Genomic DNA, 26369 nt, shown 5'->3' with positions numbered 1-26369 from the left:
GCCTGGGGTTTTAGCCTCGGCGACCGCGCTCAGGCCGCAGCGGCGCGCAGCACGCCGCCGCTGATCCGCTCGATGCCGGCGAGATCGCGCGCCGAGCGGACCTCGGCAAAACCGCGTTCGCTCAACAATGCGCGCACGGCTTCGGCCTGGTCGTAGCCATGTTCGATCCAAACCGTGCCGTCGGCGGCGAGACGCTCGGGGGCGCCGGCGACGATCGCGCGGATCGCGCTGAGGCCGTCGGCCTCGTCGGTGAGCGCGCCGCGCGGCTCGAAGCGCAGATCGCCCTCACGCAGATGCGGGTCGCCGCTCGCGATATACGGTGGATTGCTGACGATCGCATCGAAGCGCAACGCGGCGTCGAGCGAGCCGTACCAGTCGCTGGGCAGGAAAACGACGGCGCCCCCCGGGCGTTTCACGTCGAGCAGGCGCGCGCCGTTGCGCGCGGCGACGGCGAGCGCGTCGGCCGAGCGGTCGAGCGCCCAGACCTGCGCGTCGGGCCGCATCGACGCGATCGCCACCGCGATTGCGCCGGTCCCGGTGCCGAGATCGAGCACACGTGGGCGCGGCCGAGGTTCGATCGCCGCGAGCGCGGTCTCCACCAGCAGCTCGGTCTCAGGACGCGGAATCAGCACGTGCGGCGTCACTTCGAATTCGAGCCCGAAGAACTCGCGCGCACCGACGAGCTGCGCGACCGGCTCGCCGGCCATGCGCCGCGCCTCGAGCGTGCGATAACGCTCGACGCTTGCGCGTTCGAGCGGCTCCTCGCCGCGCGTGATCAGCTGCGTGCGCCGCCAACCGAGCACATGCGTGAGCAGAATCCGCGCTTCGAGCGGCGGCAGCGGCGATGCGCGCATTAGCGCCTCGGCCGTGGGGGGCAGAGCGGTGGGGTCGAGCGGAGCCGGGGAGGCGTCGGTCATTGTCGGGGCGTTAGTCCGCGTCGCCGAGCGAAGCCAGCAGTTCGGCCTGATGCTCGCTGACGAGCGCCGCGATCAGTTCTTCGAGATCGCCGTCCATGATCGCGTCGAGGCGATACAGCGTCAGGTTGATGCGGTGATCGGTGAGGCGCCCCTGCGGGAAGTTGTACGTGCGGATGCGCTCCGAACGGTCGCCCGAGCCGATCAGGTTCTTGCGCGTCGCCGCTTCCTTCGCCTGCTGCTCGTGGGCCTGCTTGTCCTTGATGCGCGCGGCGAGCACCTTCAGCGCGCGATCCTTGTTCTTGTGCTGCGAGCGGTCGTCCTGACATTCGACGACGATGCCCGTCGGCAAGTGCGTGACGCGCACCGCCGAGTCGGTCTTGTTGATGTGCTGGCCGCCCGCGCCCGACGCGCGGAACGTGTCGATACGCAGATCGGCCGGATTGATCTCGACTTCGCCGATCTCGTCCGCTTCCGGCATCACCGCGACCGTGCACGCCGAGGTATGGATGCGGCCCTGCGTTTCGGTGGCCGGCACGCGCTGCACGCGATGCCCGCCCGACTCGAACTTCAGCTTCGAATACGCGGCATCGCCGGCAATTCGCACGATCACTTCGCGATAGCCCCCGAGGTCCGATTCGCTCGCCGACATCATCTCGACCTGCCAGCGGTTGCGCTCGGCATAGCGCAGATACATGCGCAGCAGATCGCCCGCGAACAGTGCGGATTCGTCGCCGCCGGTGCCCGCGCGGATTTCGAGGAAAATGTTGCGCTCGTCGTTCGGGTCTCTCGGCAGCAGCATTTTCTGCAGTTCGACGCCGAGCGTCTCCATACGATCGCGTGCTGCGCGGATTTCCTCTTCGGCGAAATCGCGCATCGACGTGTCGGCGAGCAGTTCCTGCGCGGTGGCGGCGTCGTTCTGCGCCCGGCGCCACAGCCCGTAATGCTCGACGACCGGGTCGAGCTCCGCGTGTTCGCGCGTCAGCTTGCGGTACTGGTCGAGGTTGGCGGTGATGTCCTCGCGGCTCAACAGGTCGTTCAGTTCGGCCAGCCGGGTGGTCAGCTGGTCGAGCTTGCGTTGCATGCTCGTTTTCATCGGGCGGGTAGCGGAGCGGACTCCGGAATGGATGCGGCCAGGGGAACGGGCGAGTGCCCGGGGCGGAAGCACTTCGCGAGCCACGGCGGTGGCGCGCGGGGGTGCGGCGAGCACTGCGCCGCTAACGCTCGGTAGAGCCGGGGTGTTTGTAGAAGCCGCTCATCAGCTCGATCAGCTTGTCGCGGTTGTCGGTGCTCGCGCGATTCAGCGCGTGCGTAGGACCATGGATCAGCTTGTTGGTGAGCGATTGCGACAGTGCCTCGAGGACTGCGGCCGGATCGTCGCCGCGCGCGAGCATTTTCTGCGCGCGTTCGACCTCTGCGCGGCGCAGCGTGTCGGCCTGCGTGTGCATGTGGCGGATCACCGGCACGATGCTGCGCGCATCAAGCCACTGCATGAAGTTCTGCACGCGCGTTTCGATGATCGCTTCGGCCTGCGCGACCGCGGCCTGGCGCGACGCATTGCCTTCGCGGACGATCGCGCCGAGGTCGTCGACGGTGTACAGGAACACGTCTTCGAGCTGGCCGGCTTCGGGTTCGATGTCACGCGGCACCGCGAGGTCGACCATGAAAATCGGCCGGTGACGGCGCGCCTTGACCGCGCGCTCGACCGCGCCAAGACCGATGATCGGCAACGTGGACGCCGTGCACGACACGATGATGTCGAATTCGTGCATCCGCGCGGGGAGCTCGGAGAGCGGAATGGCGCGGCCGTTGAAGCGCTCGGCGAGCCGCATGCCGCGCTCGGCGGTTCGGTTCGCGACGACGAGTTCCCGCGGATGCTGCGCCGCGAAGTGCGTCGCGCAAAGCTCGATCATTTCGCCAGCACCGATGAACAGCACGCGCTGGTTCGCGATCTTGTCGAAAATGCGTTGGGCGAGGCGTACCGCGGCGGCGGCCATCGACACCGACTGCGCGCCGATCTCGGTGGTGCTGCGCACTTCCTTCGCGACGGCGAAGGTGCGCTGGAATAGCTGATTCAGGTAGGTGCCGAGGGCGCCGGCTTCGGAGGCGGTGCGCACCGCGTCCTTCATTTGTCCGACGATCTGCGTTTCGCCGAGCACCATCGAATCGAGCCCCGACGCGACGCGGAACGCATGGCGCACGGCTTCGGACTGCGGCAGCGCATAGACGTGCGGCGCGAGTTCATCGATCGGGAGGTTGTGGTACTTCGACAGCCACTGCACCGAGGCTTCGCGCGCGGCGAGGTCGTCGGTCGCGCAGTAGAGTTCGGTGCGGTTGCAGGTGGACAGAATTGCCGCCTCGGGCGCGTTGGGGGCCATGTGGCCCAGCCAGATGCCTTTGAACGTATCCAGAGCGGGCTTTATCTGTTCGAGCGGAAACGCCACGCGTTCGCGCAAGGCGACAGGCGCAGTGTGATGGTTGATTCCGATCGTTAGAAGCTGCATTTGGGGGAGCTATCGTTCAGCCTTATATTATAGCGTTTCCACGATACTCACATTCTGCCCGCCATATATCCCGCATGCGTCAGTTCGCGCCTGTCGGGCTCTCCGGCGGGATCGCGTCGAGCTGGTAACCGTAACCATAGACCGGCGTCAGCGTGTAGCCAAGCTCCGGGCGCAGTTGCAACTTGCTGCGCACGCGCGACGCGTGGGTGTCGATGGTGCGCGAATTTACGTCACGGCGGCGGGCCCACACGGTTTCGAGAATATGCGCGCGCGACACCGGCCGCGCGAGATTGTTGAACAGCACCAGCGCGAGGCGGAATTCCTTCGGCGTCAGGATCACGGTCAGGTCGCGGAATGTCACGGCCAAATTCGCCGCGTCGAACGTATAGCCGCCGATCACCTCGCGTCGACGGTTGGGCGGCCGCCGCAGGCCCGCACGGCGCTGCAGCGCCTCGACACGCGCGAGCATTTCGGGGCCGCGCACTGGCTTGCTGAGACAGTCGTCGGCGCCGGCATGCAGCGCGGCGACGATCTGGCATTCGCGCGGTGCGCTCAGCAGCATCATGATGGGCAGGCCCGGCAGAATGGAGCGCGCGCGCGGGATCACGTCTTCGGCGCAATGGTCGCCGGCCCAACTTTCGGTGATCAACAGGTCGAAAAATTCGTCGGTAGCGCGCTGCAGGAAGGTGGCGCTAGTGGTGAAGTGCTGGCACACGTGGCCGCCAGCGAAAATGAGCCGGTCGACCAGCTTGGCGTGTTGCACGTCGGGTTCGATAAGGGCGATGCGCATGGCGCTGCGTCAGCCTGGCAACGGGCGAAGCATGAGGCGTTTTCGTCAGACTTACAACTTGCCTAAGCACACCCCGATCCCTAAACTCAACCGCTATGCGGAAAGCGCCGTGCTGAACTTGTATAGTTGAGGAGGCAAAAATGCTAGCGTTGGCGGCTCCTTTCGCCTATGAGACGAATCCGAAATTGATCTTGCCGTGTTTGAGCGCCCAGTCTGGAGTCGACGCCTGATGGGTTGGCCAGGCATTCTCGTACTCGGCGCGGTGATCGGCCTCGCGGGCTGGTGGTTGCATCCGCAGCGCCGCGCGAGCCGCGCCCGCTGGTGGGCCGCGCTGTTGGCCGGTGTGCTCGGCACGAGCGTCGCGCGGATGGCCGGCAATGTGACAAGTCTCTTCCATGACGGCGACATGCTCGAATGGCCGGTATGCACCGCCGTCGCGCTCGTCGCCGTCGCCGTGACAGTCGGCCTCTTGTCGCGTCAATCAACGCGCCGGTCAATCCGTCGATGAATCCTTGCAGGTAACTCCATGAACGCCCGACTTCCCGAAACCTCCTCCATTCCCGAGCGCCTCGCGAGCCTGCGCGCCGCGATGGCGCGCGAGGGCATTGCCGCTTACCTCGTGCCGTCGGCGGATCCGCATCTGTCCGAGTATCTGCCAGGGCGCTGGCAAGGCCGCCAGTGGCTGTCGGGCTTCACCGGCTCGGCCGGCACGCTGATCGTCACCGCCGATTTCGCCGGCGTCTGGACCGACAGCCGCTACTGGGAGCAGGCAAGTGCGCAGCTCGCCGGCAGCGGTGTCGAGCTGATGAAGATGACTGGCGGCCAGCTCACGACGCCGCATTTCGAATGGCTCGCGCAGAACGTCGCGAGCGGCGGCACGGTCGGTGTGGACGGCGCGGTGCTGGGCGTCGCGGCCGCGCGCGCGTTGAGCGCCGCACTGAACGCGCGCGGCGTGCAATTGCGCACCGACCTCGACCTGTTCGACGCGATCTGGGCGCAGCGCCCGGCGCTGCCCGCCGACGCCGTCTTCGAGCACGCCGCGCCGCAAGCGGGCGTCACACGTGCGGACAAGCTTGCGCAGGTGCGTCGCGCGATGGTCGAGAAAGGCGCGCAGTGGCACTTCATCTCGACGCTCGACGACCTCGCCTGGCTGCTGAATCTGCGCGGCGCCGACGTCAGCTACAACCCGGTGTTCGTCGCGCACGCGCTGATCGGCGTGGATCGGGCGTCGCTATTTATCGCCGACGGCAAGGTGTCGCCGGCGCTCGCCGAAGTGCTCGTGCGCGACGGCATCAGCGTCGAGCCGTACGCGAAAACCGCCGACGCGCTTGCTGCGCTGCCAGCCGGCAGCACGCTGCTAATCGATCCGCGCCGCATCACGTACGGCTCGCTGCAGGCGGTGCCGTCGTCGGTCAAGGTGGTCGAGGCGGTCAATCCGTCCACTTTCCTGAAGTCGTGCAAGACCGCCGCCGATGCCGCGCACGTGCGTGAGACGATGGAGCAGGACGGCGCCGCGCTCGCCGAATTCTTCGCGTGGTTCGAAAGCGCGCTCGGCCGCGAGCGCATCACCGAGCTGACGATCGACGAGCGTCTGACGGCAGCTCGCGCGCGCCGTCCCGGCTTCGTGTCGCTGAGCTTCGCGACGATCGCGGGCTTCAATGCGAACGGTGCGATGCCGCACTATCGCGCGACCGAGGAGTCGCATGCGGTGATCGAAGGCAACGGCCTGCTGCTGATCGATTCGGGTGGCCAGTATCTGAGCGGCACGACCGACATTACACGCGTCGTCCCGGTCGGCACGCCGAGCAGCGAACAGCGCCGCGATTTCACCGTCGTGCTGAAGGGCATGATCGCGCTGTCACGCGCGCAATTCCCGCGCGGCATCCGCTCGCCGATGCTCGACGCGATCGCGCGCGCACCGATCTGGCAGGCCGGCGCCGACTATGGCCACGGCACCGGTCACGGGGTCGGCTACTTCCTGAACGTGCACGAAGGCCCGCAGGTGATCTCGCACTACGCACCGGCCGAACCGTGGACCGCGATGGAGGAGGGCATGATCACGTCGAACGAGCCGGGTCTGTATCGGTCGGGCAAGTGGGGCGTGCGAATCGAAAACCTCGTGCTGAACGTGGCCGCGGAAAAAACCGAATTCGGCGACTTCCTGAAGTTCGAAACGCTGACGCTGTGCCCGATCGACGCGCGCTGCATCGAGCTGTCGCTGCTGCGCGACGACGAGCGCGCGTGGCTCAACGCGTATCACGAGACGGTGCGCGCGCGCCTCGCGCCGCATGTATCGGGCGACGCGAAAGCGTGGCTGGAACTGCGCACGCAACCCATCTGAGCATAGCGGCGACCTTCCAAAGGAGCGAGGTGCATGGCGATCAAGGCAGTGGTGTTCGATTTCGGCGGTGTGCTGATCGACTGGAGTCCCGAGTACCTGTACCGCGAGCTGATTCCCGACGAACTCGAGCGCCGCTGGTTCCTCACGCACGTCTGCTCGATGGACTGGGTGATCCGCCAGGATGGCGGTCAGCCGATCGTCGAAGCCACCGACGAGCTGATCGCGCGGTTTCCCGATCACGAACCGCTGATCCGCGCGTTCTATGAGCGCTGGCACCAGATGGTGGCGGGTGTGCTCGACGACGGCATCGCGCTGATGGAAAAGCTCGAAGCGGCCGAGGTGCCGCTCTTCGGGCTGACCAACTGGTCGGCCGAGACGTTTCCGTACGCGTGGGAGCACTATCCGGTGCTGCGGCGGTTTCGCGACGTCGTCGTGTCGGGGCGCGTGAAACTCGTGAAGCCCGACCCGGCGATCTTCGCGGAGATGCGCCGGCGCATCGAACTGCAAATGCCCGGTGTCGAGCCGGCCGAACTCGTCTTCATCGACGACAACGCGAAGAACGCCGAAGCCGCGAAGGCGCTCGGCTGGCACGGCGTGCATCACACGAGCGCGGCGCAAACGGAAGCCAAGCTGCGCGAGTTGGGCTTGCCGGTTTGAGCTGACCGCCGCCGCTACTGCCCCAGCAGATTCTTCAGCGCATTGCCGAGACCCTTGACGGTCTCGCCCGCACCCTTCGCGACGCCTTCGACGCTGACCCCGAGCGCCTGCGCAAACCCCGCGCCGATGCGCGCGAGGATCCCTTCGCGCACCGAGAACTTCGGATCGCGCAGATCGCCGTCGAGCACGAAATGCAGCGTGACATTGCCGTTATGCGTCTTCAGCGCCGCGACGGCGGCGCGGGTCGGAATCGACATGAACGTCTCGAGCGGATTGTCGGATTCGGCGAGCTGCAGATTGTGGACCGTCACCGTGCCGGGCGCATGGAGATGATAGTTCCGCACCGTCGATTCGATCGTCAGATCGACGGTGCCGCCCGTCACCTGTGAGCGCGTGCCGGCCTTCTTCAGCAGATACGGATCGAGCATCGCAATATCGACGCCGTGCAGCGTGCTCGTCGTCTGCGAATCGCGGCTGGCGATTTTGATCCAGCCGTCGAACGTCACGGTGCCCGTATGCGCCGGCCCCTTCATCGAGCCGCGAACGCTGACATGGGTCGGTTCGGTAAGCGCCGGCAGATGCAGATGGTCGACGCTCGCGTTCGCGTTGCTGACCGTGACCTTGAACGGCGGCGGCCCGACAGTCATGTCGTAGAAATGGAAGTTGCCGTGTTCGAAGCGGATATGGTCGACCAGCTTTTCGCGCGGGATCGGCGGCGCCGTGCCGGCGTTGCCCGGCTGATCGCCGCGGTTCAGCGATTCGCGCAGGTTCGGCAGCAGATTCAGCGAGCCGTCCTTCGTGCGTAACACGGCCATGTCGAAGCCGCGCACGACGACCTCGCGGATATGCATGCGCCGCGCGATCAGATCGCGCACGTCCGGGGTGATCGTGATTTCGTCGGCGCGTAGCGGTTCACCCGCTGGCCAGTCAGGCGGCGCTTTTAGCACGACGTGGGTGAGGTGTACCGAGGTGAGGCCGACGTCGATACTGTCGGCGCTGCCGAGCGGCCCGAGCGCCGCGCTGACGCGATTCTTGACTTCCTGTTGCGCGAATTGCATCGCGCCGATCGCGATCAGAACCAACGCCAAAAGCGTTCCGCCCACGATGACGATCCAGCGCCTGCCCTTCGACATCGCCATGCCTGTCTCCTCGTTGCCGCGTCGCGCGGCGCTGTGTTGACCGTCTGTCGCGTGCGCGAGACTTTCACGCGCGCCTCCATCTAGCGACGGTTAGCAACGCGCATGCCCCGCGGCCCGTCCGGCATCGCGCCAGACGGGCCGTCGTCCGCCCGCTTCTTAACGCGAGATCGGCTTGTAGCGCAGGCGCTTCGGCCGCGCGCCTTCCTCGCCGAGACGCGCGCGCTTGTCCGCTTCGTATTCCTGGTAGTTGCCGTCGAAGAACGTGACTTGCGAGTCGCCTTCGAACGCGAGGATATGCGTCGCGATGCGATCGAGGAACCAGCGATCGTGCGAAATCACGAGCACCGAGCCCGCGAATTCGAGCAGCGCGTCTTCGAGCGCGCGCAGCGTTTCGACGTCGAGGTCGTTCGACGGTTCGTCGAGCAGCAGAACGTTGCCGCCCGCGATCAGCGTCTTCGCCAGATGCAGACGACCGCGCTCGCCGCCGGACAGATTGCCGACGATCTTCTGCTGGTCGCCGCCCTTGAAATTGAAGCGGCCGATATACGCGCGCGATGGTGTTTCGTACTTGCCGACCGTCAGCACGTCCGCGCCGCCCGAGATTTCCTCGAACACGGTCTTGGTGCCTGCGAGCGCTTCGCGGCTCTGGTCCACGTACGCGAGCTTGACGGTCGGACCCTGCACGATTTCGCCCGAATCCGGTTGCTCGCGACCGGTCAGCATCCGGAACAGCGTCGACTTGCCGGCGCCGTTCGGACCGATGATGCCGACGATCGCGCCGGCCGGGATCTTGAAGCTGACGTTATCGAGCAGCAGCCGGTCGCCGTACGACTTGCTGACGTTCTTGAACTCGATCACTTCATTGCCGAGGCGGTCGCCGACCGGAATGAAGATTTCCTGCGTTTCGTTGCGCTTCTGGTAGTCCTGGCTGTTCAGTTCCTCGAAGCGCGCGATACGCGCCTTCGACTTCGCCTGGCGGCCCTTCGGGTTCTGGCGCACCCACTCGAGTTCCTTCTTGATCGCCTTCTGGCGCGCGGACTCCGACGCTTCTTCCTGCTTCAGACGCTCTTCCTTCTGATCGAGCCAGCTGCTGTAGTTGCCCTTCCACGGAATGCCGTGGCCGCGGTCGAGTTCGAGAATCCACTCGGCGGCGTTGTCGAGGAAGTACCGATCGTGCGTGACGGCGACCACGGTACCCGGGAAGCGCGTCAGGAACTGCTCGAGCCATTCGACCGATTCCGCGTCGAGGTGGTTGGTCGGCTCGTCGAGCAGCAGCATGTCGGGCTTTTGCAGCAGCAGCTTGCACAGCGCCACGCGGCGCTTTTCGCCGCCCGACAGATGCTCGATCTTCGCGTCCCATGCCGGCAGGCGCAGTGCGTCGGCGGCGATTTCGATCTGCTGCTCGGCGCTGCCGTCGGTCGTTGCGAGGATCGCTTCGTACTTCGCCTGCTCGGCGGCCAGCGCGTCGAAGTCGGCGTCCGGCTCCGCGTAGGCCGCGTAGATTTCGTCGAGCTTCTTCTGCGCTTTGAATACGTCGCCGAGGCCTTCCTCGACCGCTTCACGCACGGTTTTCTGCGGATCGAGTTGCGGCTCCTGCGGCAGATAGCCGATGTTCAGGTTCGGCATCGGTGTCGCTTCGCCTTCGATCTCGGTGTCCACACCGGCCATGATGCGGATCAGGGTCGACTTGCCCGAGCCGTTCAGGCCGAGCAGGCCGATCTTCGCGCCGGGGAAGAACGAAAGCGAAATGTCTTTCAGGATCTGGCGCTTGGGCGGCACGATTTTGCCGACCCGGTTCATGGTGAAAACGTATTGGGCCATTAGCTTGCAGTAGACGTTGACGACGCCGGCCGCGTGCGGGCGGGCAGTCGGGGGTGAATGGGTAGTCGGTGTGAGGGCCGGGCGGAACACCCGGCGCCGGCCGGCGCGGCGTCGGATTCGACGACGCTGCCGCGCGCGGCATGTGGTTCAGGTGGCATTGTACTTCGCGCCGAGGGCCGGGCGGCAAGGGGGGCCGGCGGCGGGCCGCCGTCGCGTCGCGCCGCGGGCGTCTCAGTTCGCGCGCCGTCCAGTCTCCGGATCGAAGAAGTGCAGATGCTGCGCGGGCAGCACGACCTGCAGCGCCTCGCCGGCCGCGGGACGATGCGCGTGAGGCAGCCGCGCGGTCACATCGTGCTTGCCCCAGCGGCCGTGCGCGAGATTGTCCGCGCCGAGAATTTCGCAAGAATCGACGCTCAGTGTCGCGAACGGTGCGTTGGCCGTGCCCGGGCTCAAATGCTCGGGGCGAATGCCGAGCGTCCACTCGCGGCCTGTCGCGACTTCGCGGCCGATCGACGGCACGCCCGCGAGCGGCAGCTTCGGGCCGTTGCCGGCGACGTCGAAGGTCGAGCCGTCGTCCGCGACACGGCCTTCGAGCAGGTTCATCCCCGGCGAGCCGATGAAGCTCGCGACGAACACCGTGGCCGGCCGCTCGTAGACTTCGGTCGGCGCGCCGATCTGCTCGGCGTGGCCCTGGTTCATCACGATCACGCGCTGCGCCAGCGTCATCGCTTCGATCTGATCGTGCGTGACGTACAGACTCGTGGTCTTGAGGCGCGCATGCAGGCGCTGGATTTCGAGGCGCATCTGCACGCGCAAACGCGCGTCGAGATTCGACAGCGGCTCGTCGAACAGAAACACCGCCGGCTCGCGCACGATCGCGCGGCCCATCGCGACGCGCTGCCGCTGCCCGCCCGACAACTCGCGCGGCTTGCGCTGCAGCAGCGCGCCGAGCTCGAGAATCTGCGCGGCGGCTTCGACGCGTTTCGCGATCTGCGCACGATCGACGCGCGCGATCTTCAGCGCGTAACCCATGTTCTCGGCCACGCTCATATGCGGATACAGCGCGTAGTTCTGGAACACCATCGCGATGTTGCGATCCTTCGGCTCCAGCTCGTTGACGACCTTGCCGGCGATCGAAATGCTGCCGTCGGAGATGCGCTCGAGCCCGGCGACCATCCGCAGCAAGGTCGATTTGCCGCAGCCGGACGGGCCGACCATGACGACGAATTCGCCGTCGGCGACGTCGACGTCGATGCCGTGCAACACGAACTGTTTGCCGTCGTAGGTTTTCTTAACGCTTTGCAGAGTCAGTGCAGCCATGCCGTTCTAGCCTTTGATTTTGAGTGCTTGTCGCAGTCCGCCATACCGGATCATTTTTCCGAATCCACGAGGCCGCGCACGAACCAGCGCTGCATCGTCAGCACGACGGCGAGCGGCGGCAGCATCGCGAGCAGCGTGGCCGTCATCACCAGATGCCATTCGGTCGCGGTATCGCCCGAGGCGATCATTCCCTTGATGCCGATCACCGCGGTGATCAGCGACTGCTGGCTGGTGATCAGGATCGGCCACAGATACTGGTTCCAGCCGTAGATGAACGTGATCACGAAGAGCGCCGCCATCGTGGTCCGCGACAGCGGCAGCACGACGTCCCAGAAGAAGCGCAGCGCGCCCGCGCCGTCGATGCGCGCGGCTTCCATCAGCTCGTCCGGCAGCGTCTTGAAGAACTGGCGGAACAGGAACGTCGCGGTCGCCGACGCGATCAAAGGCAGCGTCAAACCGGTATATGTATTGCTCAGATGCATCGACGACACCACCTGCACGGTCGGGAAAATCCGCACTTCGACCGGCAGCATCAGCGTGATGAAGATCAGCCAGAACGCGAGCGTGCGAAACGGAAAGCGGAAGTAGACGATCGCGTACGCGGAGATCATCGACACGGCGATCTTGCCGATCGCGATGACGAGCGCCATCACGAGGCTGTTGACCAGCATGCGATTGAACGGCGCCGCGGCGTTGCCGGTGCCCTGCGTCCAGATCGTGACGATGTTCTCGAACAGATGCGTGCTCGGCACGAGCGACAGCGGCACCGTGAACACCTCGTGCTCGCTCATCGTCGCCGCGCAGAACGCGACGTACACCGGAAACACCACCAGCACGACGCCGATGATCAGCACCGCGTGACAGAACAGGTCGAAACCGCGTCGGTTCTCGATCATGAGTATTGAACCCTGCGTTCGATGAAGCGGAATTGCACGACGGTCAGTGCCACGACGATGATCATCAGCACGACCGACTGCGCGCCCGAACTGCCGATGTCGAGCCCCTGGAAGCCTTCGGCGAAAATCTTGTAGATCAGCGTGCGGGTGGCCTGGCCGGGGCCGCCGCCGGTCGCCGCGTCGATCACGGGAAAGGTGTCGAAGAACGCGTAGGTGATGTTGATCACCAGCAGAAAGAACGTGGTCGGCGACAGCAGCGGCAGGGCGATGCCGAAGAAGCGGCGCACCGGACCGGCGCCGTCGATCGCGGCCGCTTCGATCAGCGAGCGCGGAATCGCCTGCAGGCCCGCATAGAAGAACAGGAAGTTATAGCTGATCTGCTGCCAGACCGACGCGAGCACGACGAGGAACATCGCCTGACCGGGGTTCAGCGCGTGATTCCACACGATGCCGTGTTTCGCGAGCGCATACGTGACGAGGCCGATGCTCGGGTTGAACAGGAACGACCACAGCACCGCGGCGATCGCGGGCGCGACCGCGTACGGCCAGATCAGCAGCGTTTGATAGGCCTTAGCGCCGCGCGTCACGCGATCCGCGCAGACCGCGAGCAACAGCGAGATCACGAGGCCCGACACGGTGACGAGCGTGCAGAACACGATTGTCGTGTTGAACGACGCCAGATACAGCGGGTCGGCGAACAACTGTTTGAAGTTCGCGAGTCCGACGAACGCGCTCGACGTACCGAACGCGTCCTGTGTTTGCGTCGATTGCCAGAGCGCGACGCCCGCCGGCCAGAGGAAGAACACGAGCGTGATGAGCAGCTGCGGCGCGACGAGCAGGTAGGGCAGCACGCTGGTGCCGAAGTAGGAGCGCTTTTCCATCGGAATGTCCAGAGTGTGCTGCAACGACGGGTTCCCGCGCAGGAGCGCCGGAACCCTGCCTGCAGGCGATGCTTAGTTGCTGGCCTTTTCGAAGCGGCGCAGCAGGTCGTCGCCGCGCGCGACGGACGAGTCGAGCGCCTGTTGCGGCGTCTTCTTGTCCGCCCACACCTGCTCGAGTTCTTCGTCGATCACGGTGCGGATCTGCGGCATGTTGCCCAGACGCAGACCCTTCGTGAACGGCAGCGGCGGCTTGTTCAGCATCTGGCGGATCGCGGTGTCGCTGCCGGGGTTCTTGTCGTAGAAGCCCTGCTGGCGCGTCAGGTCATACGCGGCGGTCGTGATCGGCAGATAGCCGGTGTCCTGATGCCACTTCGCGGCGACTGGCGCCGTGGCCAGATAGGCGAGGAACTTCGCGACGCCCTTGTAGACGGCCGGGTCCTTGCCCGACAGCACCCACAGGCTCGCCCCGCCGATGATCGCGTTCTGCGGCGCGCCCTTCACGCTGTCGTCGTACGGCATCATGCCGGTGCCGAAGTTGAACTTCGCGTATTTCTTGATCGTCGCGAGCGAGCCTGACGAGTTCGTGATGATGCCGCAGTCGCCGCTATAGAACTTCGACACCGGTTCGTCCTTGCGGCCGACATAGGTGAACGTGCCGTCCTTCGCCATGTTCTGCAGGAACTGGATGTGCGCGACCTGCAGCGGCTTGTTGAATTCGAGCTGCGCGTCCATGCCGTCGAAGCCGTTGTTACGCGACGCGAACGGCGCCGCATGCCACGCGCTGTAGTTCTCGAGCTGAATCCAGCTTTGCCAGCCCGACGAGTAGCCGCACGACATGCCCGAGGCCTTCAGCTTCTGCGCATCGGTGTGCAACTCGGCCCAGGTCTTCGGCGGCTGGTTGGGATCGAGGCCAGCCTTCTTGAACGCATCCTTGTTGTAGTACAGCACCGGCGTCGAGCTGTTGAACGGCATCGAGATCAGTTCGCCGGTTTTCGAGTCGCTGTAATAGCTCGCGATGGTCGGCACGAAGGCTTTCTGATCGAGCGGCAGGCCCGCGTCCTTGAATACCTGCGTGACCGGGACGATGGCTTTCTTCGCCTGCATCATCGTCGCGGTGCCGACCTCGTAGACCTGCAGGATGGCCGGCGCATTGCCGCTGCGATAGGCGGCGATGCCGGCGGCGAGGGTCTGGTCGTAGGTGCCCTTGAACACGGGCACGATCTTGTAGTCGTTTTGCGATTTGTTGAAGTCGTTCGCGATGTCGTTCAGACGTTCACCCAGTGCGGCTTCCATGGCGTGCCAGAACTGGATTTCGGTCGCGGCGTGAGCCGCCTGGCTGACGCCGATGCTCAATACAGCGGCGACGGAAAGTGAACGGAACAGCGGCTTGTAATTCATCGATTTGTCTCCGGTTCGGAAGGGGCGCGGACGCGAATCGCGCGATTCTAGTTGTGTTCGATGACATTCCGGCGGCGGCGCGCCGGAAGCCGAAATTTAGCATTGGCTGTCACGGAAAGGAAATAAACGGGAATCTATTCGGAAAGATCACGGGTGATGCAACTCGGGCCACGGCGCGGGCAAAAGCAATCGCCTCATGCAACACGTCCGATCGGTCGGGCCGATACCTGAAGGTTCGTACACGATTGGGTCGCCAAGGCATTCCCATCATGTCGGAGCTTTCGGCATGCCATTGACGCCTAATCCGGGAACGCACACTTTCGGCAGGGACGCCTTCTTCATGCATGGCGACAGCTAGAGTCATCCGCGTAGCCTGGCCATAGGGGCCGACGGCGCGAACGCGGAAGGTTTGGGAATCGCTCTTGCCTGTGCGTTGCCGAGAAATCCCGCAACTGTGCTGAAGGTCGTAGACCCTGTCGAAGGCGACAGTCACATTCTCGCGGTATCGCGTGTGTGCGGCATTCCGTTTATTGACGATGCGCCGAAAAACTACAAGGCCAAAGCGTTGCACGCTGTTTCGGCGGTCACGACTGCAAATCCGCACATCAAGGCCCGTTGTCTCGACGCGTTGCGGAGGTCGTAGCGCGCAAACAAAAAAGCCCGCAACCCCTGAGGGTTCGCGGGCCTTAAGCGCGCAGCGCAGTTTGCGCTGCTTCGCGCTTAGACGTTGAACAAAAAGTTCATCACGTCGCCATCATGCACGACGTACTCCTTGCCTTCCGCGCGCATCTTGCCGGCTTCCTTCGCGCCTTGTTCACCCTTGTAGGTGATGTAGTCGTCGAAGCTGATCGTCTGCGCGCGGATGAAGCCGCGCTCGAAGTCGGTGTGGATCGCGCCGGCCGCCTTCGGCGCCGTATCGCCGACGTGGATCGTCCACGCGCGCACTTCCTTCACGCCGGCCGTGAAGTAGGTCTGCAGGCCGAGCAGCTTGAAGCCCGCGCGGATCACGCGGTTCAAGCCCGGCTCATGCATGCCCATGTCGGCGAGGAAGACTTCCATGTCGGCTTCGTCGAGGTCGGCGATTTCCGCTTCGACCGCCGCGCACACGGCCACGACCGGCGCGCCTTCAGCAGCCGCGAACTTCGTGATCGCGTCGAGGTGCGGGTTGTTCTCGAAGCCGTTTTCCTTCACGTTGGCGACGTACATCGTCGGCTTGGCGGTGATCAGGCAGAACGGCTTGAGCGTGGCCTTTTCTTCATCGGTCAGATCGAGCGCGCGGACCGGCTTCGCCTGGTCGAGCTGCGCGCGGACCTTCTCCAGCACCGCCGCGTTCTTCGCGGCTTCCTTGTCGTTACCCGACTTGGCCGCCTTGGAATAGCGCGCGAGCGACTTCTCGACGGTGGCGAGGTCGGCAAGCGCGAGCTCGGTGTTGATCACCTCGATGTCCGACAGCGGATCGATCTTGTTCGCGACGTGAATCACGTTGTCGTCTTCGAAGCAGCGTACGACGTGCGTGATCGCGTCGGTTTCGCGGATATTCGCGAGGAACTGGTTGCCGAGGCCCTCGCCCTTGCTCGCGCCGGCCACCAGACCGGCGATGTCGACAAACTCGACCACGGCCGGCAGGATGCGCTCCGGCTTGACGATTTCGGCGAGCGCCTTCAGCCGCGCGTCCGGCACCTCGACGATGCCGACGTTCGGCTCGATCGTGCAGAACGGATAGTTTTCGGCGGCGATTCCCGCCTTGGTCAGCGCGTTGAACAGGGTGGACTTGCCGACGTTGGGCAGGCCGACGATGCCGCATTTGAGGCTCATGGAAATCCTTCAGTGAATCAGTAGGTTGCGTGATGCGCTCGACGCTGCGCGCGGATTCGGAAAGCCTTCGCGTGAGGTGGGGCGCGGCAGGCTCAGCGGAGCGGACAAGACACCGAATCGGGGCGTTGGCTCGACGATTGAGTGCGAGTTTTCACGGAAAGCGCAATTGTAACCCGTTCGCCCGCGCGGACCCGGCGGCGCATTGGCGCGAAGCCACTGTAGAATCGTCAGTTCAGAGTCGGCAGCGCTCAATTTCCGGGGGAGCAACGTGGGACTCATCAGATGGGTTGGGATCGGCGTCGCCGCCGCGGTCGTGGTGGGCTCGGTCGCGACATGGGTCGCGCCGAATTTCGACGAAGCGCAGGCCACCACGGACCGGCAGACCATCGATTGTTTGACGACCCACCTGTCGCACGAAGATCACGCCGACATCGCGCGGTTCGCCGATAAGAACGACTACGACTCGCTATGGCGCGTGTTCGACCGCGTGTTCCCCGACTGCGCGGTACGCAGCGATCAGCGCGATCGCAAGGCGGAGCTCGAGGCGGCCGCGTGGCGCAACCTCTCGTCCAATCGCGACTTCATGCGCATGCGCGAGGCGAACGCGGCGCTCGCGGCAAGCGCCGCGACGCATTAGCACGACGCATCGAGGTCGCGCGGCCACCGGCCCGGGACTCACATGCGCGTGGCCGCCAACGCATGAAGTGCGGGTTGCGCGAGCGGCCGGCATCAGACTCGCACAGTCCCGGCCGACAACCTCAGGCTCTGCCCCCAGACACCATGTCCGGCACGAGCCCGCGAGGCCCCGCGCACAGCGCCCAACGGCCGCGCCCGTCGATCCGTCCCCCGCACCCCCGCGGCTATAATGCGCGCATGAACGCACACCACCAGACCTTTGATGCCGCCGTGATCGGCGGCGGGCTCGTCGGCAAGACCGCGGCGCTCGCGCTCACGCAAGCCGGACTGCGCGTCGCACTGCTCGCGCAGCCTTGCGCGGCGCTGCCCGCCGGTGCTGTCTTCGACTCGCGCGTCTATGCGTTGTCGTCGAGTTCGCAGGCCTTGTTCGAACGGCTGCGGGTCTGGCAGGCGCTCGATCACACACGGCTCGGTCCCGTCTACGACATGCGCGTCTATGGCGACGCGCACGCCGAGCTGCATTTCTCGGCGTTTCAGGCATCGGTGCCGCAGCTTGCGTGGATCGTCGAGTCGTCGGTGATCGAGCGCGCGCTCGATGCCGCGCTGCGCTTCCAGCCGAACCTCACGTGGTTCGACGCGCGCGCGCAGGCGCTCGATTTCTCCGTCGACAACGCGAGCGTCGGCCTCGCGAACGGCAACGTGCTCGAAGCGGATCTGGTAGTCGGCGCGGACGGCGCGCACTCGTGGGTGCGCGCGCAGATCGGCTCGAAGATGGTGCGCCGCGACTACAGACAGATCGGTGTGGTCGCCAATTTCAAGGCTGCGAAGCCGCACGGCGAAACCGCGTATCAGTGGTTCCGCGAGGGCGAGATCATCGCGTTGCTGCCGATGCCGGACGGCCACGTGTCGCTGGTCTGGTCGGCGCGCACCGAACACGCCGAGCAGTTGCTCGCGCTCGATCCCGAGCGGCTCGCCGCCGAAGTCGAGCACGTGAGCGGTGAACAGTTCGGTGCGCTCGACTGCGTGACGCCCGCGCAGGGCTTCCCGCTCGCGTTGCAGACCGTGGACCGGCTCGTCGCCCCGCGGGTCGCGCTGGTCGGCGATGCCGCACATCTGATCCATCCGTTGGCAGGACAGGGCATGAACCTCGGCTTGCGCGACGTCGCCGCGCTCGCGAGCACGATCGGCGGCAAGGAGTCGTTCCGCGATCTCGGCGACATGGTGCTGCTGCGTCGCTACGAACGCGCGCGCCGCGAAGACATTCACGCGCTGATGATCGCCACCGACGGCCTGCAGAAACTGTTCTCGGTGCCCGGTCCGCTCGCGCGCGCCGTGCGCAATACCGGCATGGCGTTCGTCGGCGCGCAGCCATTCATCAAGCGCTGGCTCGTGTCGGCCGCGCTGGGGTAAACCGCGACGAGGCGTCGGGCGGATAGCCGATGGCCGGTCACCGGCGCCCGGGACAGGTATCATGACCGGATCGAAGCGCTGCGATCCGCCCTTATCCGACCCCCGATCGAACCTGATCGAGCCTGATTGAACAGATAGGCGGCCGAAACTCGCGGCCGGAACGTAAAAAACGCGCAGGTGCGCGACTGACTCCAGGACTCCAGCATGAAAAAGACCTTCCGCATCGCCGCCGCCGCGCTCGCGATCGGTGCCGCTATGCTCGGCTGCTCGGCGCAGGCCGACCAGACCACCGACAAGCTCAAGGCCACCTTGCAAACCCGTCTTTCCGACGTGACGATCAAAAGCGTGTCGAAGACGCCGATCGCGGGCCTGTACGAAGTGAATCTCGGCACGCAGATCGTCTACAGCGATGCGAGCGGCGACTACCTGATGCTCGGCGACATGGTGGACTCGAAGACGCGCAAGAATCTGACCGAGGCACGCCTGTCGGAAACCAACCGCATCGACTTTGCGAGCCTGCCGTTCGGCAACGCGGTGAAGGTCGTGCGCGGCAATGGCGCGCGCAAGATCGCGGTGTTCTCCGATCCGAACTGCCCGTACTGCAAGCAGCTCGAAAAAACGCTGCTGTCGATCGACAACGTGACGGTCTACACGTTCCTGTACCCGGTGCTGTCGCCCGATTCGACGGCCAAGTCGAAGTCGATCTGGTGCTCGGCCGATCGCGCGAAGGCGTGGGAATCGTGGATGCAGGACCGTCAGGCGCCGACCGCCGCCGCCACCTGCGACACCGCCGCGATCGACAAGAACCTCGCGCTCGGCCGTTCGATGAACGTCGAAGGCACGCCGACGGTGTTTCTCGCCGACGGTCGCCGCCTGCCCGGCGCGGTGCCGGCAGATCGGCTCGACAAGGAACTGTCGGCCGTGCACTGAACAGCGCGCTGGCCACAGCGCCACGCCCGCCCCGGGCGCGCAACAGATGCAACGTTCAAACTGAAGGAGGCGCACGCAGCGCCTCCTTTCGCATCGAGCCCCGAACTTCTCCGCCTCACTCTCCTGACACTCCCAAGCGCCGCCGATGAAGCCGATCCGCTACACCATCGTTCCGGGTAACCCCGCCGCCCACCTGTTCGAAGTCACCGTGACCGTCGCCGATCCCGATCCGGCCGGCCAGCGTTTCATGCTGCCGGTGTGGATTCCGGGCAGCTACATGGTGCGCGAGTTCGCGCGCAACATCGTCACGCTGCGCGCGGTGAACGACGCGGGCCGCAAGGTGCGCGTCGAGAAGATCGACAAGCACATGTGGCAGGCCGCGCCGGTCAAGGGAGCCTTGACGCTGCGCTACGAGGTGTACGCATGGGACCTGTCGGTGCGCGCCGCGCATCTGGACGACACGATCGGCTTTTTCAACGGCACCAGCGTGTTCCTGTCGCCGCTCGGCCATGAGGACGCGCAGTGCGTGGTCGATATCCAGAAGCCGCAGGGCGCGGCGTATCGCGGCTGGCGCGTCGCGACCGCGCTGCCGGAAGCGCGCGGCACGAAGCGCTATGGCTTCGGCGAATACCGCGCGCAGAACTACGACGAACTGATCGACCATCCTGTGACGCTCGGGGAATTCGCGCTCGCGACGTTCAAGGCGCACGGCGTGCCGCACGACGTCGTGATAGGCGGTCGCGTGACCGGGCTCGACATGGAGCGTCTGTGCAAGGACCTGAAGCGCATCTGCGAAGCGCAGATCGCGTTGTTCGAACCGAAGTCGAAGAAGGCGCCGGTCGAGCGCTACGTGTTCATGACGCAGGCTGTCACCGACGGTTACGGCGGGCTCGAGCATCGCGCGTCGACCGCGCTGATCTGCAATCGCACCGATCTGCCGGTGCAGGGCCGCGAGCCGATGAGCGAGGGCTACCGGACCTATCTCGGTCTGTGCAGCCACGAGTATTTCCACACGTGGAATGTGAAGCGGATCAAGCCGGCCGAGTTCGCGCCGTATGACCTCGGCGTCGAAAACTACACGTCGATGCTGTGGCTGTTCGAGGGCTTCACGTCGTATTACGACGACCTGATTCTCGTACGCAGCGGCGTGATCTCGCAGGACGACTATTTCGGCCTGGTCGGCAAGGTGATCGGCGGGGTGCAGCGCGGCAGCGGGCGCCTCAAGCAGAGCGTCGCCGAAAGCTCGTTCGATGCGTGGGTCAAGTACTACCGGCAGGACGAGAACGCGCCGAACGCGATCGTCAGCTATTACACGAAGGGCTCGCTGATCGCGCTCGCCTTCGACCTGACGATCCGCGCGCAGACCAGCAACCAGAAATCGCTCGACGACGTGATGCGTCTGCTGTGGAAGCGCTTTGGCCGTGACTTTTATCGAGGCAAGCCGGTCGGCGTCGACGAAAGCGAGATCGAGGCGATTTTCGCGGAAGCGAGCGGCGCGCAACTGGCCGAACTGTTCGCCGAGGGCGTGCGCGGCACGCGCGATCTGCCGCTCGACGCGCTGCTCGCGCCGTTCGGCGTGGCGCTCGCGCCGGACGTCGACAAAAACGGCAAGCCGTCGCTCGGCGTGCGGCTACGCGGTGGCGCGGATTGCGCGCTCGCGACCGTGCACGAGGGCAGCGCCGCGCAGAAGGCCGGCCTCTCCGCTGGCGACGTGCTGATCGCGATCGATGGTCTGCGCGTGACCGGCGGGAATATCGATGCTCTGCTGATGCGCTATCAGCCGGGCGCGAAAGTCGACGTGCACGCGTTCCGCCGCGACGAGTTGCGGGTCACGCAGGTGAAGCTCGACGGTCCCGAAGTGGCCCGCTACAAGCTCACGGTCAGCGATCACCGTCCCGCCGCGCGCAAAGCCCTTGAGCGCTGGCTGACGAAGTGATCGGCGTGGTGGTGGGCCGCACCGGACGGTCCACCGATCGTCGCCTGTCCCGTCGTCAATCGGCGGAGGAGGGCGGTTGATTGTTCTACCCATGCAACAATCCTTCGCCGCCGGACGGCTTTTTCGCCGGCCGGTAAAAAAACACAATGACTTCACTCGCGCAACACTGCGCGCCCCTACTGGAGTCAACCATGACCACGATCCTGCAAATCAACTCGGCAGCCCGTTCGCAAGGCGCGAACTCGACGCTTCTCGTCAACGAGCTGACGGAAAAGCTGCAACAGTCGAATCCGGGCGCGCAAGTCGTCGTCCGTAACCTGCAAGCCGAACCGCTGCCGCACCTCGACGACGCCGTGCTCGGCGCGTTCTTCACGCCGGCCGACCAGCGCACCCCGGAACAGGCCGCCATCGCCGCACGCAGCGAAGCGCTGATCGCCGAACTGCAAGCCGCCGACGTCATCGTGATCGGTGCGCCGATGTACAACTTCGGCATTTCGTCGCAACTGAAGACGTACTTCGACTTCATCGCACGTGCGGGCATCACGTTCCGTTACACCGCGACCGGCCCGGAAGGCCTCGTGACGGGCAAGAAGGTCCACGTCGTGTCGGCGCGCGGCGGCAAGTATCTCGGCACGCCGAACGATAGCCAGACGCCGTACCTGAAGAGCTTCCTCGGCTTCCTCGGCATGACCGACGTGAACTTCATCTACGCCGAAGGCCTGAACATGGGCCCGGACGCCGCGAACGCCGCGCTGAGCTCGGCACGCGAAGCGATCGCCGCGGTTTAAGCGGGTTTGTCCTGCCGCATTGCGCAGCTTCGATGCGGCGCGAGCGGTGAAAAGAATAACGCCACGGATGGGTCCACCCTCCGTGGCGTTTTCGTTGTGTATCGCAATCTTCTGACGACGACGCTCTCACGCAAGCATTTGCGCGTCGTCCGGTAGACGCCAGTCGATCGGCTCCCGGCCGTGCTGCAACAGATATTCGTTCGCCTTCGCGAAATGCCCGCAACCGAGAAAGCCGCGATGCGCGGACAGCGGCGACGGATGCGGCGCCTCCAGCACATAGTGCGACTTGCCCCCGAGTAGCGCGCGCTTTGCCTGCGCATGCGCGCCCCACAGCATGAAGACGAGGTTCTGATGCCGCGTCGCGAGTTCGTGGATCAGCGTGTCGGTACATTTCTCCCAGCCGCGTTTCGCGTGGCTCGCGGCGCTGTCGCGCTCGACGGTCAGCACCGTGTTCAGCAGCAGCACGCCCTGTTTGGCCCAGCTGTCGAGGCAACCGTGCTGCGGCGTCCGGTGACCGAGACTCGCGGCGATTTCCTTGAAGATGTTGCGCAGCGACGGTGGCGGCCGCACGTGCGGCGCGACCGAAAACGCGAGACCATGCGCCTGCGGCGTGCCGCGGTCTTCGCCGTGGTACGGGTCCTGGCCGAGGATTACGACTTTCACTTCGTCGGGGCTCGTCAGGCGAAGCGCGCGGAACACATCGGCCGGATAGATCGTTTTGCCGGCGGCACGCTCACCGTCGACGAAGCGGCACAGCGGCGCGTAGGTGTCGCTGTCGATGAAGGGTTTCAGGTGCGCGCGCCAGGCCGCTGGTAGCGCGGCGAATTGTGCTTCGAGCGTGGGCGGGGCGGCGGTGGGGGCGGCGGAGGCCGGGGCGGGCGCGACATCGTCGAACAGCGATGCCTGCGGCAAACTGGAGCGGGTGCGGGAAGCGGAGGTCATGGCGGGGAAGTGTCGCAGCAAACGCGGACTAGCTCAAGTTGCGGCAAGCGAGCGCATGAGGTGCCGCGGGTTTCGGGCAACGCGCTCACGTGGCGCGCAACCGATACCCGCGCTGCGCCTTGCTGATGTCATCCGGCGCGAGGCCGGCAATCCGTTTGCCGAGTTCGGCGGCGAGCGTGTGAAGCGCCGCTTCGTCGCCCGATTTCAGTTCGAGCTCGATCTCCGAGATCGGCGCGCGGCGCGCTTCATCGTCGACTTCGGCAAGCACGTCGCCCTGATCGATCGCCGCCTCGATCTGAGCGCCGTCGGAGTCGAGCAGCCATAGCGTGCGCGTGAAATCGGTGTGGAACAGCTCGATCAGCGCAGGCGCGGCCTGTTTCAGCGCATCCGCGGCGGCGGGTTCGTCGCAAGCGCTCAGCAACGATTCGATTTCGAGCTTCGCGCCCGCGACCGGCAATTCCCATTCGTGCCGGCTATGCAAGCCGTTCGTCGCCGTGCCGACCGTCTTGAAGGTCTGCAGCCAGCCGTCCGGGGTCTGCCGTAGACGCAGCGCGCTCTTTGACGACGCCAGCGTCAACTGCGGCGTATCGAAGTAAATGTTCACGAGCTTGATCGCGCGTCCGTTCTTGCCGGCGCGCGCGGCGAACCACTGCGTCGCCGCCTGCACCTGCGAAGCCGGCAGCGCCAGCTTGATTTCGCGTTCCATGCCCATGCTGGGTGTCCTCGTTGCGTGGATTTCTCTGCGCCCGATACGCGGATACGTCGATACGACGCTCAGAAAAACATCCGCGCGAGTTCCACGCCCGGCTCGTCCGCGCGCATGAACGCTTCGCCGACGAGGAAGGTATGCACATTCCGCGCGCGCATGCGCTCGACGTCGTCGCGCGACAGGATGCCCGATTCGGTCACGACGATGCGATCGTCGGGAATCGCGTCGAGCATGCCGAGCGTCGTGTCGAGCGAGGTTTCGAAGGTGCGCAGATTGCGGTTGTTGATGCCGATCAGTGGCGTCTTCAGCGTCAGCGCTTCCTTGAGTTCATCGCTGTCGTGCACTTCGACGAGCACCGCGAGCCCCAGCGAATGCGCGAGCGCTTCGAGGTCCTGCATCTCGGCGGTTTCGAGCGCGGCGGCGATCAGCAGGATTGCGTCGGCCCCCATCGCGCGTGCTTCGACAACCTGATACGGATCGACGATGAAGTCCTTGCGTATCACCGGCAACTGGCACGCGGCGCGCGCTTGCTGCAGATAGGCGACGCTGCCCTGGAAGAACTGCACGTCGGTCAGCACGGACAGACACGCCGCGCCGTGCTTCTCATACGAACGCGCGATGTCGGCCGGCACGAAGCGCTCGCGCAGCACGCCCTTCGACGGGCTCGCCTTCTTCACTTCGGAGATCACCGCGGCGAGACCCGCCGTGTGCTTGGCGCGCAATGCGCCGACGAAGTCGCGGAGATCGCGCGACGACGCTTCGAGCCGCAGTTCTTCGAGCGGCACGCTTTGCTCGGCCGCCCGGACTTCTTCGCGTTTGACCGCGATGATGCGGTCGAGGATGTCGCTCATAAATGTCTCGCTACGTGATTACTGCTTGAATTGCTGGGTGAAGCGCACCAGTTCGTCGACCTTCGCGCGTGCCTTGCCGCTCGCGATCGCTTCGCGCGCGAGCTCGATGCCGTCCGCGATCGTGGCCGCGACGTTCGCCGAATAGAGTGCCGTGCCGGCGTTCAGCGTGACGATTTCCCGCGCGACGCCGGGCTTGTTGCTAAGCGCGTCGAGCAGCATGACCTTCGACTCGCCCGCGTCGGCGACTTTGAGCGTGCGGTTCGACACCATCTGCATGCCGAAGTCTTCCGGATGGATCTCGTACTCGCGGATCTCGCCGTCGCGCAACTCGCCGACCAGCGTGGCGCCGCCGAGCGACACTTCGTCCATGCCGTCCATCCCGTACACGACGAGCACGTGCTTGGCGCCGAGGCGCTGCATCACGCGCACCTGAATGCCGACGAGGTCGGGGTGAAACACGCCCATCAGCTGATTCGGCGCGCCGGCCGGATTGGTGAGCGGTCCGAGGATATTGAAGATCGTGCGGATGCCGAGTTCCCGGCGTACCGGCGCGACGTTTTTCATCGCCGGATGATGGTTCGGCGCGAACATGAAGCCCATGCCCGTTTCCGCAATCGATGCCGCGACCTGCTCCGGCTGCAGATCGATGTTGACGCCGAGCGCTTCGAGCACGTCCGCGCTGCCCGACTTGCTCGATACGCCGCGATTGCCGTGCTTTGCGACCTTCGCGCCCGCCGCGGCCGACACGAACATCGTCGCGGTGGAAATGTTGAACGTGTGCGCGCCGTCGCCGCCGGTGCCGACGATATCGACGAAGTTCGAGTTGTCCTGGACGTCGACGTGCCGGGCAAATTCACGCATCACCGTGGCGGCCGCGGTGATTTCGCCGATGGTCTCTTTCTTGACGCGCAGACCGGTGATGATCGCCGCCGACATCACGGGCGAGAGTTCGCCGCGCATGATGAGGCGCATCAGGTGCAGCATTTCGTCGTGAAAAATCTCGCGGTGCTCGATGGTCCGCTGCAAGGCTTCCTGGGGCGTAATGGACATGATCTCGTCTCCCTTTGTGTCAGGCATTGCGGGACGCCGCGTGATTCGAGGCCTTGCCGGCGACGGCGAGCTTTGACTGCTTGACGAAGTTTTCGAGCAGCGCGTGGCCGTGTTCGGACAGGATCGATTCCGGGTGGAACTGCACGCCTTCCACGGCCAGTTCCTTGTGGCGCACGCCCATGATTTCGCCGTCTTCAGTCCATGCCGATACTTCGAGGCAGTCGGGCAGCGATTCGCGTTCGATCGCGAGCGAGTGGTAGCGCGTCACCGTGAAATGCTTCGGCAGGTCTTCGAATACGCCCTTGCAGTCGGTTTCGATCGTGCTGACCTTGCCGTGCATGATGGTCTGCGCGCGCACGACGCGGCCGCCGAACGCCTCGCCGATCGCCTGATGGCCGAGGCACACGCCGAGAATCGGCGTCTTGCCGGCGAATTCGCGCAGCACGTCGAGCGTGATGCCCGCGTGTTGCGGATTGCTTGGGCCCGGCGACAGGCAGATGCGCTCGGGGTTCAGCCTGGCGATTTCATCGAGCGTGATTTCGTCGTTGCGATAGGTGCGCACGTCTTCGCCGAGTTCGCCGAAGTACTGCACCAGGTTGTAGGTGAACGAGTCGTAGTTGTCGATCATGAGCAGCATGGTG

Annotated in this window: 24 protein-coding genes; 8 read left to right on the top strand and 16 right to left on the bottom strand. The window is 65.2% G+C overall.

Going from position 1 to position 26369, the window contains the following annotated elements; all coding sequences use genetic code 11:
• Positions 1-29: 29 nt before the first annotated feature.
• From prmC to OKW37_RS21385, 4 genes are all read right to left on the bottom strand, one after another.
• A complete protein-coding gene (gene prmC, locus OKW37_RS21400; RefSeq protein WP_429408185.1) occupies positions 30-917 on the bottom strand; it encodes a peptide chain release factor N(5)-glutamine methyltransferase in 888 nt (295 codons plus the stop codon).
• A gap of 10 nt (positions 918-927) precedes the next feature.
• Positions 928-2010: a peptide chain release factor 1 gene (gene prfA / locus OKW37_RS21395; RefSeq protein ID WP_429408188.1), complete on the bottom strand. Its 1083-nt coding sequence runs from the start codon at positions 2008-2010 to the stop codon at positions 928-930.
• 121 nt (positions 2011-2131) lie between these two features.
• Positions 2132-3418, bottom strand: coding sequence for a glutamyl-tRNA reductase (gene hemA, locus OKW37_RS21390; RefSeq protein ID WP_090802047.1), 1287 nt, complete (start codon positions 3416-3418; stop codon positions 2132-2134).
• Positions 3419-3497: 79 nt separating this feature from the next.
• Entirely contained in the window at positions 3498-4208 is a 711-nt protein-coding gene (locus OKW37_RS21385) for a response regulator transcription factor (protein WP_429408192.1), read from the bottom strand.
• 229 nt (positions 4209-4437) lie between these two features.
• Between OKW37_RS21385 and OKW37_RS21380 the strand changes: the two genes are divergently transcribed.
• Genes OKW37_RS21380 through OKW37_RS21370 form a run of 3 tightly spaced genes read left to right on the top strand, consistent with a single transcriptional unit; the run spans position 4438 to position 7206 of the window.
• Positions 4438-4716: a hypothetical protein gene (locus OKW37_RS21380; protein ID WP_429335374.1), complete on the top strand. Its 279-nt coding sequence runs from the start codon at positions 4438-4440 to the stop codon at positions 4714-4716.
• Positions 4717-4734: 18 nt separating this feature from the next.
• On the top strand, positions 4735-6549 hold the full coding sequence (locus OKW37_RS21375; RefSeq protein ID WP_429408195.1) for an aminopeptidase P family protein: 1815 nt from the start codon (positions 4735-4737) through the stop codon (positions 6547-6549).
• Between the two features lie 33 nt (positions 6550-6582).
• Positions 6583-7206, top strand: coding sequence for an HAD family hydrolase (locus OKW37_RS21370; protein ID WP_090802041.1), 624 nt, complete (start codon positions 6583-6585; stop codon positions 7204-7206).
• 14 nt (positions 7207-7220) lie between these two features.
• On the opposite strand, the gene OKW37_RS21365 is transcribed toward OKW37_RS21370, so the two are convergent.
• The 7 genes from OKW37_RS21365 to ychF form a co-directional block, all read right to left on the bottom strand.
• Positions 7221-8345, bottom strand: coding sequence for a DUF748 domain-containing protein (locus OKW37_RS21365; protein ID WP_429408197.1), 1125 nt, complete (start codon positions 8343-8345; stop codon positions 7221-7223).
• Between the two features lie 156 nt (positions 8346-8501).
• Complete coding sequence (ettA, locus tag OKW37_RS21360) at positions 8502-10166, bottom strand: energy-dependent translational throttle protein EttA (protein ID WP_184035945.1); 1665 nt, start codon at positions 10164-10166, stop codon at positions 8502-8504.
• 231 nt (positions 10167-10397) lie between these two features.
• Positions 10398-11486: a sn-glycerol-3-phosphate import ATP-binding protein UgpC gene (locus OKW37_RS21355; protein ID WP_429408199.1), complete on the bottom strand. Its 1089-nt coding sequence runs from the start codon at positions 11484-11486 to the stop codon at positions 10398-10400.
• Positions 11487-11536: 50 nt separating this feature from the next.
• A complete protein-coding gene (ugpE, locus tag OKW37_RS21350; RefSeq protein ID WP_429362858.1) occupies positions 11537-12382 on the bottom strand; it encodes a sn-glycerol-3-phosphate ABC transporter permease UgpE in 846 nt (281 codons plus the stop codon).
• Positions 12379-13263, bottom strand: a complete 885-nt coding sequence (gene ugpA / locus OKW37_RS21345; protein ID WP_429356216.1) for a sn-glycerol-3-phosphate ABC transporter permease UgpA — start codon at positions 13261-13263, stop codon at positions 12379-12381. The genes ugpE and ugpA overlap by 4 nt, the downstream gene beginning before the upstream one ends.
• Positions 13264-13335: 72 nt before the next feature.
• Entirely contained in the window at positions 13336-14661 is a 1326-nt protein-coding gene (gene ugpB / locus OKW37_RS21340) for a sn-glycerol-3-phosphate ABC transporter substrate-binding protein UgpB (RefSeq protein WP_090802032.1), read from the bottom strand.
• Between the two features lie 720 nt (positions 14662-15381).
• Positions 15382-16476 (bottom strand): redox-regulated ATPase YchF, encoded by a 1095-nt coding sequence (gene ychF / locus OKW37_RS21335; RefSeq protein WP_429509910.1) that lies wholly within the window; start codon positions 16474-16476, stop codon positions 15382-15384.
• A 268-nt stretch (positions 16477-16744) separates the two neighbouring features.
• Between ychF and OKW37_RS21330 the strand changes: the two genes are divergently transcribed.
• The 5 genes from OKW37_RS21330 (at position 16745) to OKW37_RS21310 (ending at position 22176) form a co-directional block, all read left to right on the top strand.
• The gene (locus OKW37_RS21330) at positions 16745-17113 is read left to right on the top strand and encodes a hypothetical protein (protein WP_260330594.1); all 369 of its coding nucleotides are present in this window, start codon (positions 16745-16747) and stop codon (positions 17111-17113) included.
• A 236-nt stretch (positions 17114-17349) separates the two neighbouring features.
• The gene (locus tag OKW37_RS21325; protein ID WP_429408202.1) at positions 17350-18522 is read left to right on the top strand and encodes a UbiH/UbiF family hydroxylase; all 1173 of its coding nucleotides are present in this window, start codon (positions 17350-17352) and stop codon (positions 18520-18522) included.
• A gap of 204 nt (positions 18523-18726) precedes the next feature.
• The gene (locus OKW37_RS21320; RefSeq protein WP_090802025.1) at positions 18727-19452 is read left to right on the top strand and encodes a DsbC family protein; all 726 of its coding nucleotides are present in this window, start codon (positions 18727-18729) and stop codon (positions 19450-19452) included.
• A 145-nt stretch (positions 19453-19597) separates the two neighbouring features.
• Positions 19598-21388, top strand: coding sequence for a M61 family metallopeptidase (locus OKW37_RS21315; protein WP_429408204.1), 1791 nt, complete (start codon positions 19598-19600; stop codon positions 21386-21388).
• A gap of 191 nt (positions 21389-21579) precedes the next feature.
• Positions 21580-22176, top strand: a complete 597-nt coding sequence (locus tag OKW37_RS21310; protein WP_429356211.1) for an FMN-dependent NADH-azoreductase — start codon at positions 21580-21582, stop codon at positions 22174-22176.
• Between the two features lie 126 nt (positions 22177-22302).
• Here the strand turns inward: OKW37_RS21310 and OKW37_RS21305 are convergent, their stop codons facing one another.
• From OKW37_RS21305 to OKW37_RS21285, 5 genes are all read right to left on the bottom strand, one after another.
• Positions 22303-23118 carry a uracil-DNA glycosylase gene (locus OKW37_RS21305; RefSeq protein ID WP_429408208.1) on the bottom strand — a complete coding sequence of 272 codons (816 nt, stop codon included), beginning with the start codon at positions 23116-23118 and terminating at the stop codon, positions 22303-22305.
• Between the two features lie 85 nt (positions 23119-23203).
• Positions 23204-23830 carry a CYTH domain-containing protein gene (locus tag OKW37_RS21300; protein ID WP_429408210.1) on the bottom strand — a complete coding sequence of 209 codons (627 nt, stop codon included), beginning with the start codon at positions 23828-23830 and terminating at the stop codon, positions 23204-23206.
• Between the two features lie 62 nt (positions 23831-23892).
• Positions 23893-24678: an indole-3-glycerol phosphate synthase TrpC gene (trpC, locus tag OKW37_RS21295; RefSeq protein ID WP_429356209.1), complete on the bottom strand. Its 786-nt coding sequence runs from the start codon at positions 24676-24678 to the stop codon at positions 23893-23895.
• 18 nt (positions 24679-24696) lie between these two features.
• Positions 24697-25728, bottom strand: a complete 1032-nt coding sequence (trpD, locus tag OKW37_RS21290) for an anthranilate phosphoribosyltransferase (protein WP_090805481.1) — start codon at positions 25726-25728, stop codon at positions 24697-24699.
• A 19-nt stretch (positions 25729-25747) separates the two neighbouring features.
• Positions 25748-26365 (bottom strand): aminodeoxychorismate/anthranilate synthase component II, encoded by a 618-nt coding sequence (locus OKW37_RS21285; protein ID WP_187614361.1) that lies wholly within the window; start codon positions 26363-26365, stop codon positions 25748-25750.
• Positions 26366-26369 lie beyond the last annotated feature (4 nt).

It is taken from the genome of Paraburkholderia sp. MM5482-R2 (assembly GCF_050436125.1).
Taxonomy (GTDB): domain Bacteria; phylum Pseudomonadota; class Gammaproteobacteria; order Burkholderiales; family Burkholderiaceae; genus Paraburkholderia; species Paraburkholderia tuberum.
The sequence above is the reverse complement of the archived record's forward strand: the minus strand, read 5'-3'. Positions and strand labels throughout refer to the sequence as shown.

Excerpts from the sequence above, each read along its gene's own strand:
- ychF (WP_429509910.1), bottom strand. The coding sequence starts at position 16,476 with ATGAGCCTCAAATGCGGCATCGTCGGCCTGCCCAACGTCGGCAAGTCC.
- prmC (WP_429408185.1), bottom strand. The coding sequence starts at position 917 with ATGACCGACGCCTCCCCGGCTCCGCTCGACCCCACCGCTCTGCCCCCC.
- OKW37_RS21305 (WP_429408208.1), bottom strand. The coding sequence starts at position 23,118 with ATGACCTCCGCTTCCCGCACCCGCTCCAGTTTGCCGCAGGCATCGCTG.
- ugpB (WP_090802032.1), bottom strand. The coding sequence starts at position 14,661 with ATGAATTACAAGCCGCTGTTCCGTTCACTTTCCGTCGCCGCTGTATTG.
- OKW37_RS21310 (WP_429356211.1), top strand. The coding sequence starts at position 21,580 with ATGACCACGATCCTGCAAATCAACTCGGCAGCCCGTTCGCAAGGCGCG.
- ugpE (WP_429362858.1), bottom strand. The coding sequence starts at position 12,382 with ATGATCGAGAACCGACGCGGTTTCGACCTGTTCTGTCACGCGGTGCTG.
- prfA (WP_429408188.1), bottom strand. The coding sequence starts at position 2,010 with ATGAAAACGAGCATGCAACGCAAGCTCGACCAGCTGACCACCCGGCTG.
- OKW37_RS21300 (WP_429408210.1), bottom strand. The coding sequence starts at position 23,830 with ATGGGCATGGAACGCGAAATCAAGCTGGCGCTGCCGGCTTCGCAGGTG.
- OKW37_RS21385 (WP_429408192.1), bottom strand. The coding sequence starts at position 4,208 with ATGCGCATCGCCCTTATCGAACCCGACGTGCAACACGCCAAGCTGGTC.
- trpC (WP_429356209.1), bottom strand. The coding sequence starts at position 24,678 with ATGAGCGACATCCTCGACCGCATCATCGCGGTCAAACGCGAAGAAGTC.
- OKW37_RS21355 (WP_429408199.1), bottom strand. The coding sequence starts at position 11,486 with ATGGCTGCACTGACTCTGCAAAGCGTTAAGAAAACCTACGACGGCAAA.
- OKW37_RS21380 (WP_429335374.1), top strand. The coding sequence starts at position 4,438 with ATGGGTTGGCCAGGCATTCTCGTACTCGGCGCGGTGATCGGCCTCGCG.
- OKW37_RS21285 (WP_187614361.1), bottom strand. The coding sequence starts at position 26,365 with ATGCTGCTCATGATCGACAACTACGACTCGTTCACCTACAACCTGGTG.
- OKW37_RS21325 (WP_429408202.1), top strand. The coding sequence starts at position 17,350 with ATGAACGCACACCACCAGACCTTTGATGCCGCCGTGATCGGCGGCGGG.
- ugpA (WP_429356216.1), bottom strand. The coding sequence starts at position 13,263 with ATGGAAAAGCGCTCCTACTTCGGCACCAGCGTGCTGCCCTACCTGCTC.
- ettA (WP_184035945.1), bottom strand. The coding sequence starts at position 10,166 with ATGGCCCAATACGTTTTCACCATGAACCGGGTCGGCAAAATCGTGCCG.
- OKW37_RS21375 (WP_429408195.1), top strand. The coding sequence starts at position 4,735 with ATGAACGCCCGACTTCCCGAAACCTCCTCCATTCCCGAGCGCCTCGCG.
- OKW37_RS21320 (WP_090802025.1), top strand. The coding sequence starts at position 18,727 with ATGAAAAAGACCTTCCGCATCGCCGCCGCCGCGCTCGCGATCGGTGCC.
- hemA (WP_090802047.1), bottom strand. The coding sequence starts at position 3,418 with ATGCAGCTTCTAACGATCGGAATCAACCATCACACTGCGCCTGTCGCC.
- trpD (WP_090805481.1), bottom strand. The coding sequence starts at position 25,728 with ATGTCCATTACGCCCCAGGAAGCCTTGCAGCGGACCATCGAGCACCGC.
- OKW37_RS21315 (WP_429408204.1), top strand. The coding sequence starts at position 19,598 with ATGAAGCCGATCCGCTACACCATCGTTCCGGGTAACCCCGCCGCCCAC.
- OKW37_RS21370 (WP_090802041.1), top strand. The coding sequence starts at position 6,583 with ATGGCGATCAAGGCAGTGGTGTTCGATTTCGGCGGTGTGCTGATCGAC.
- OKW37_RS21365 (WP_429408197.1), bottom strand. The coding sequence starts at position 8,345 with ATGGCGATGTCGAAGGGCAGGCGCTGGATCGTCATCGTGGGCGGAACG.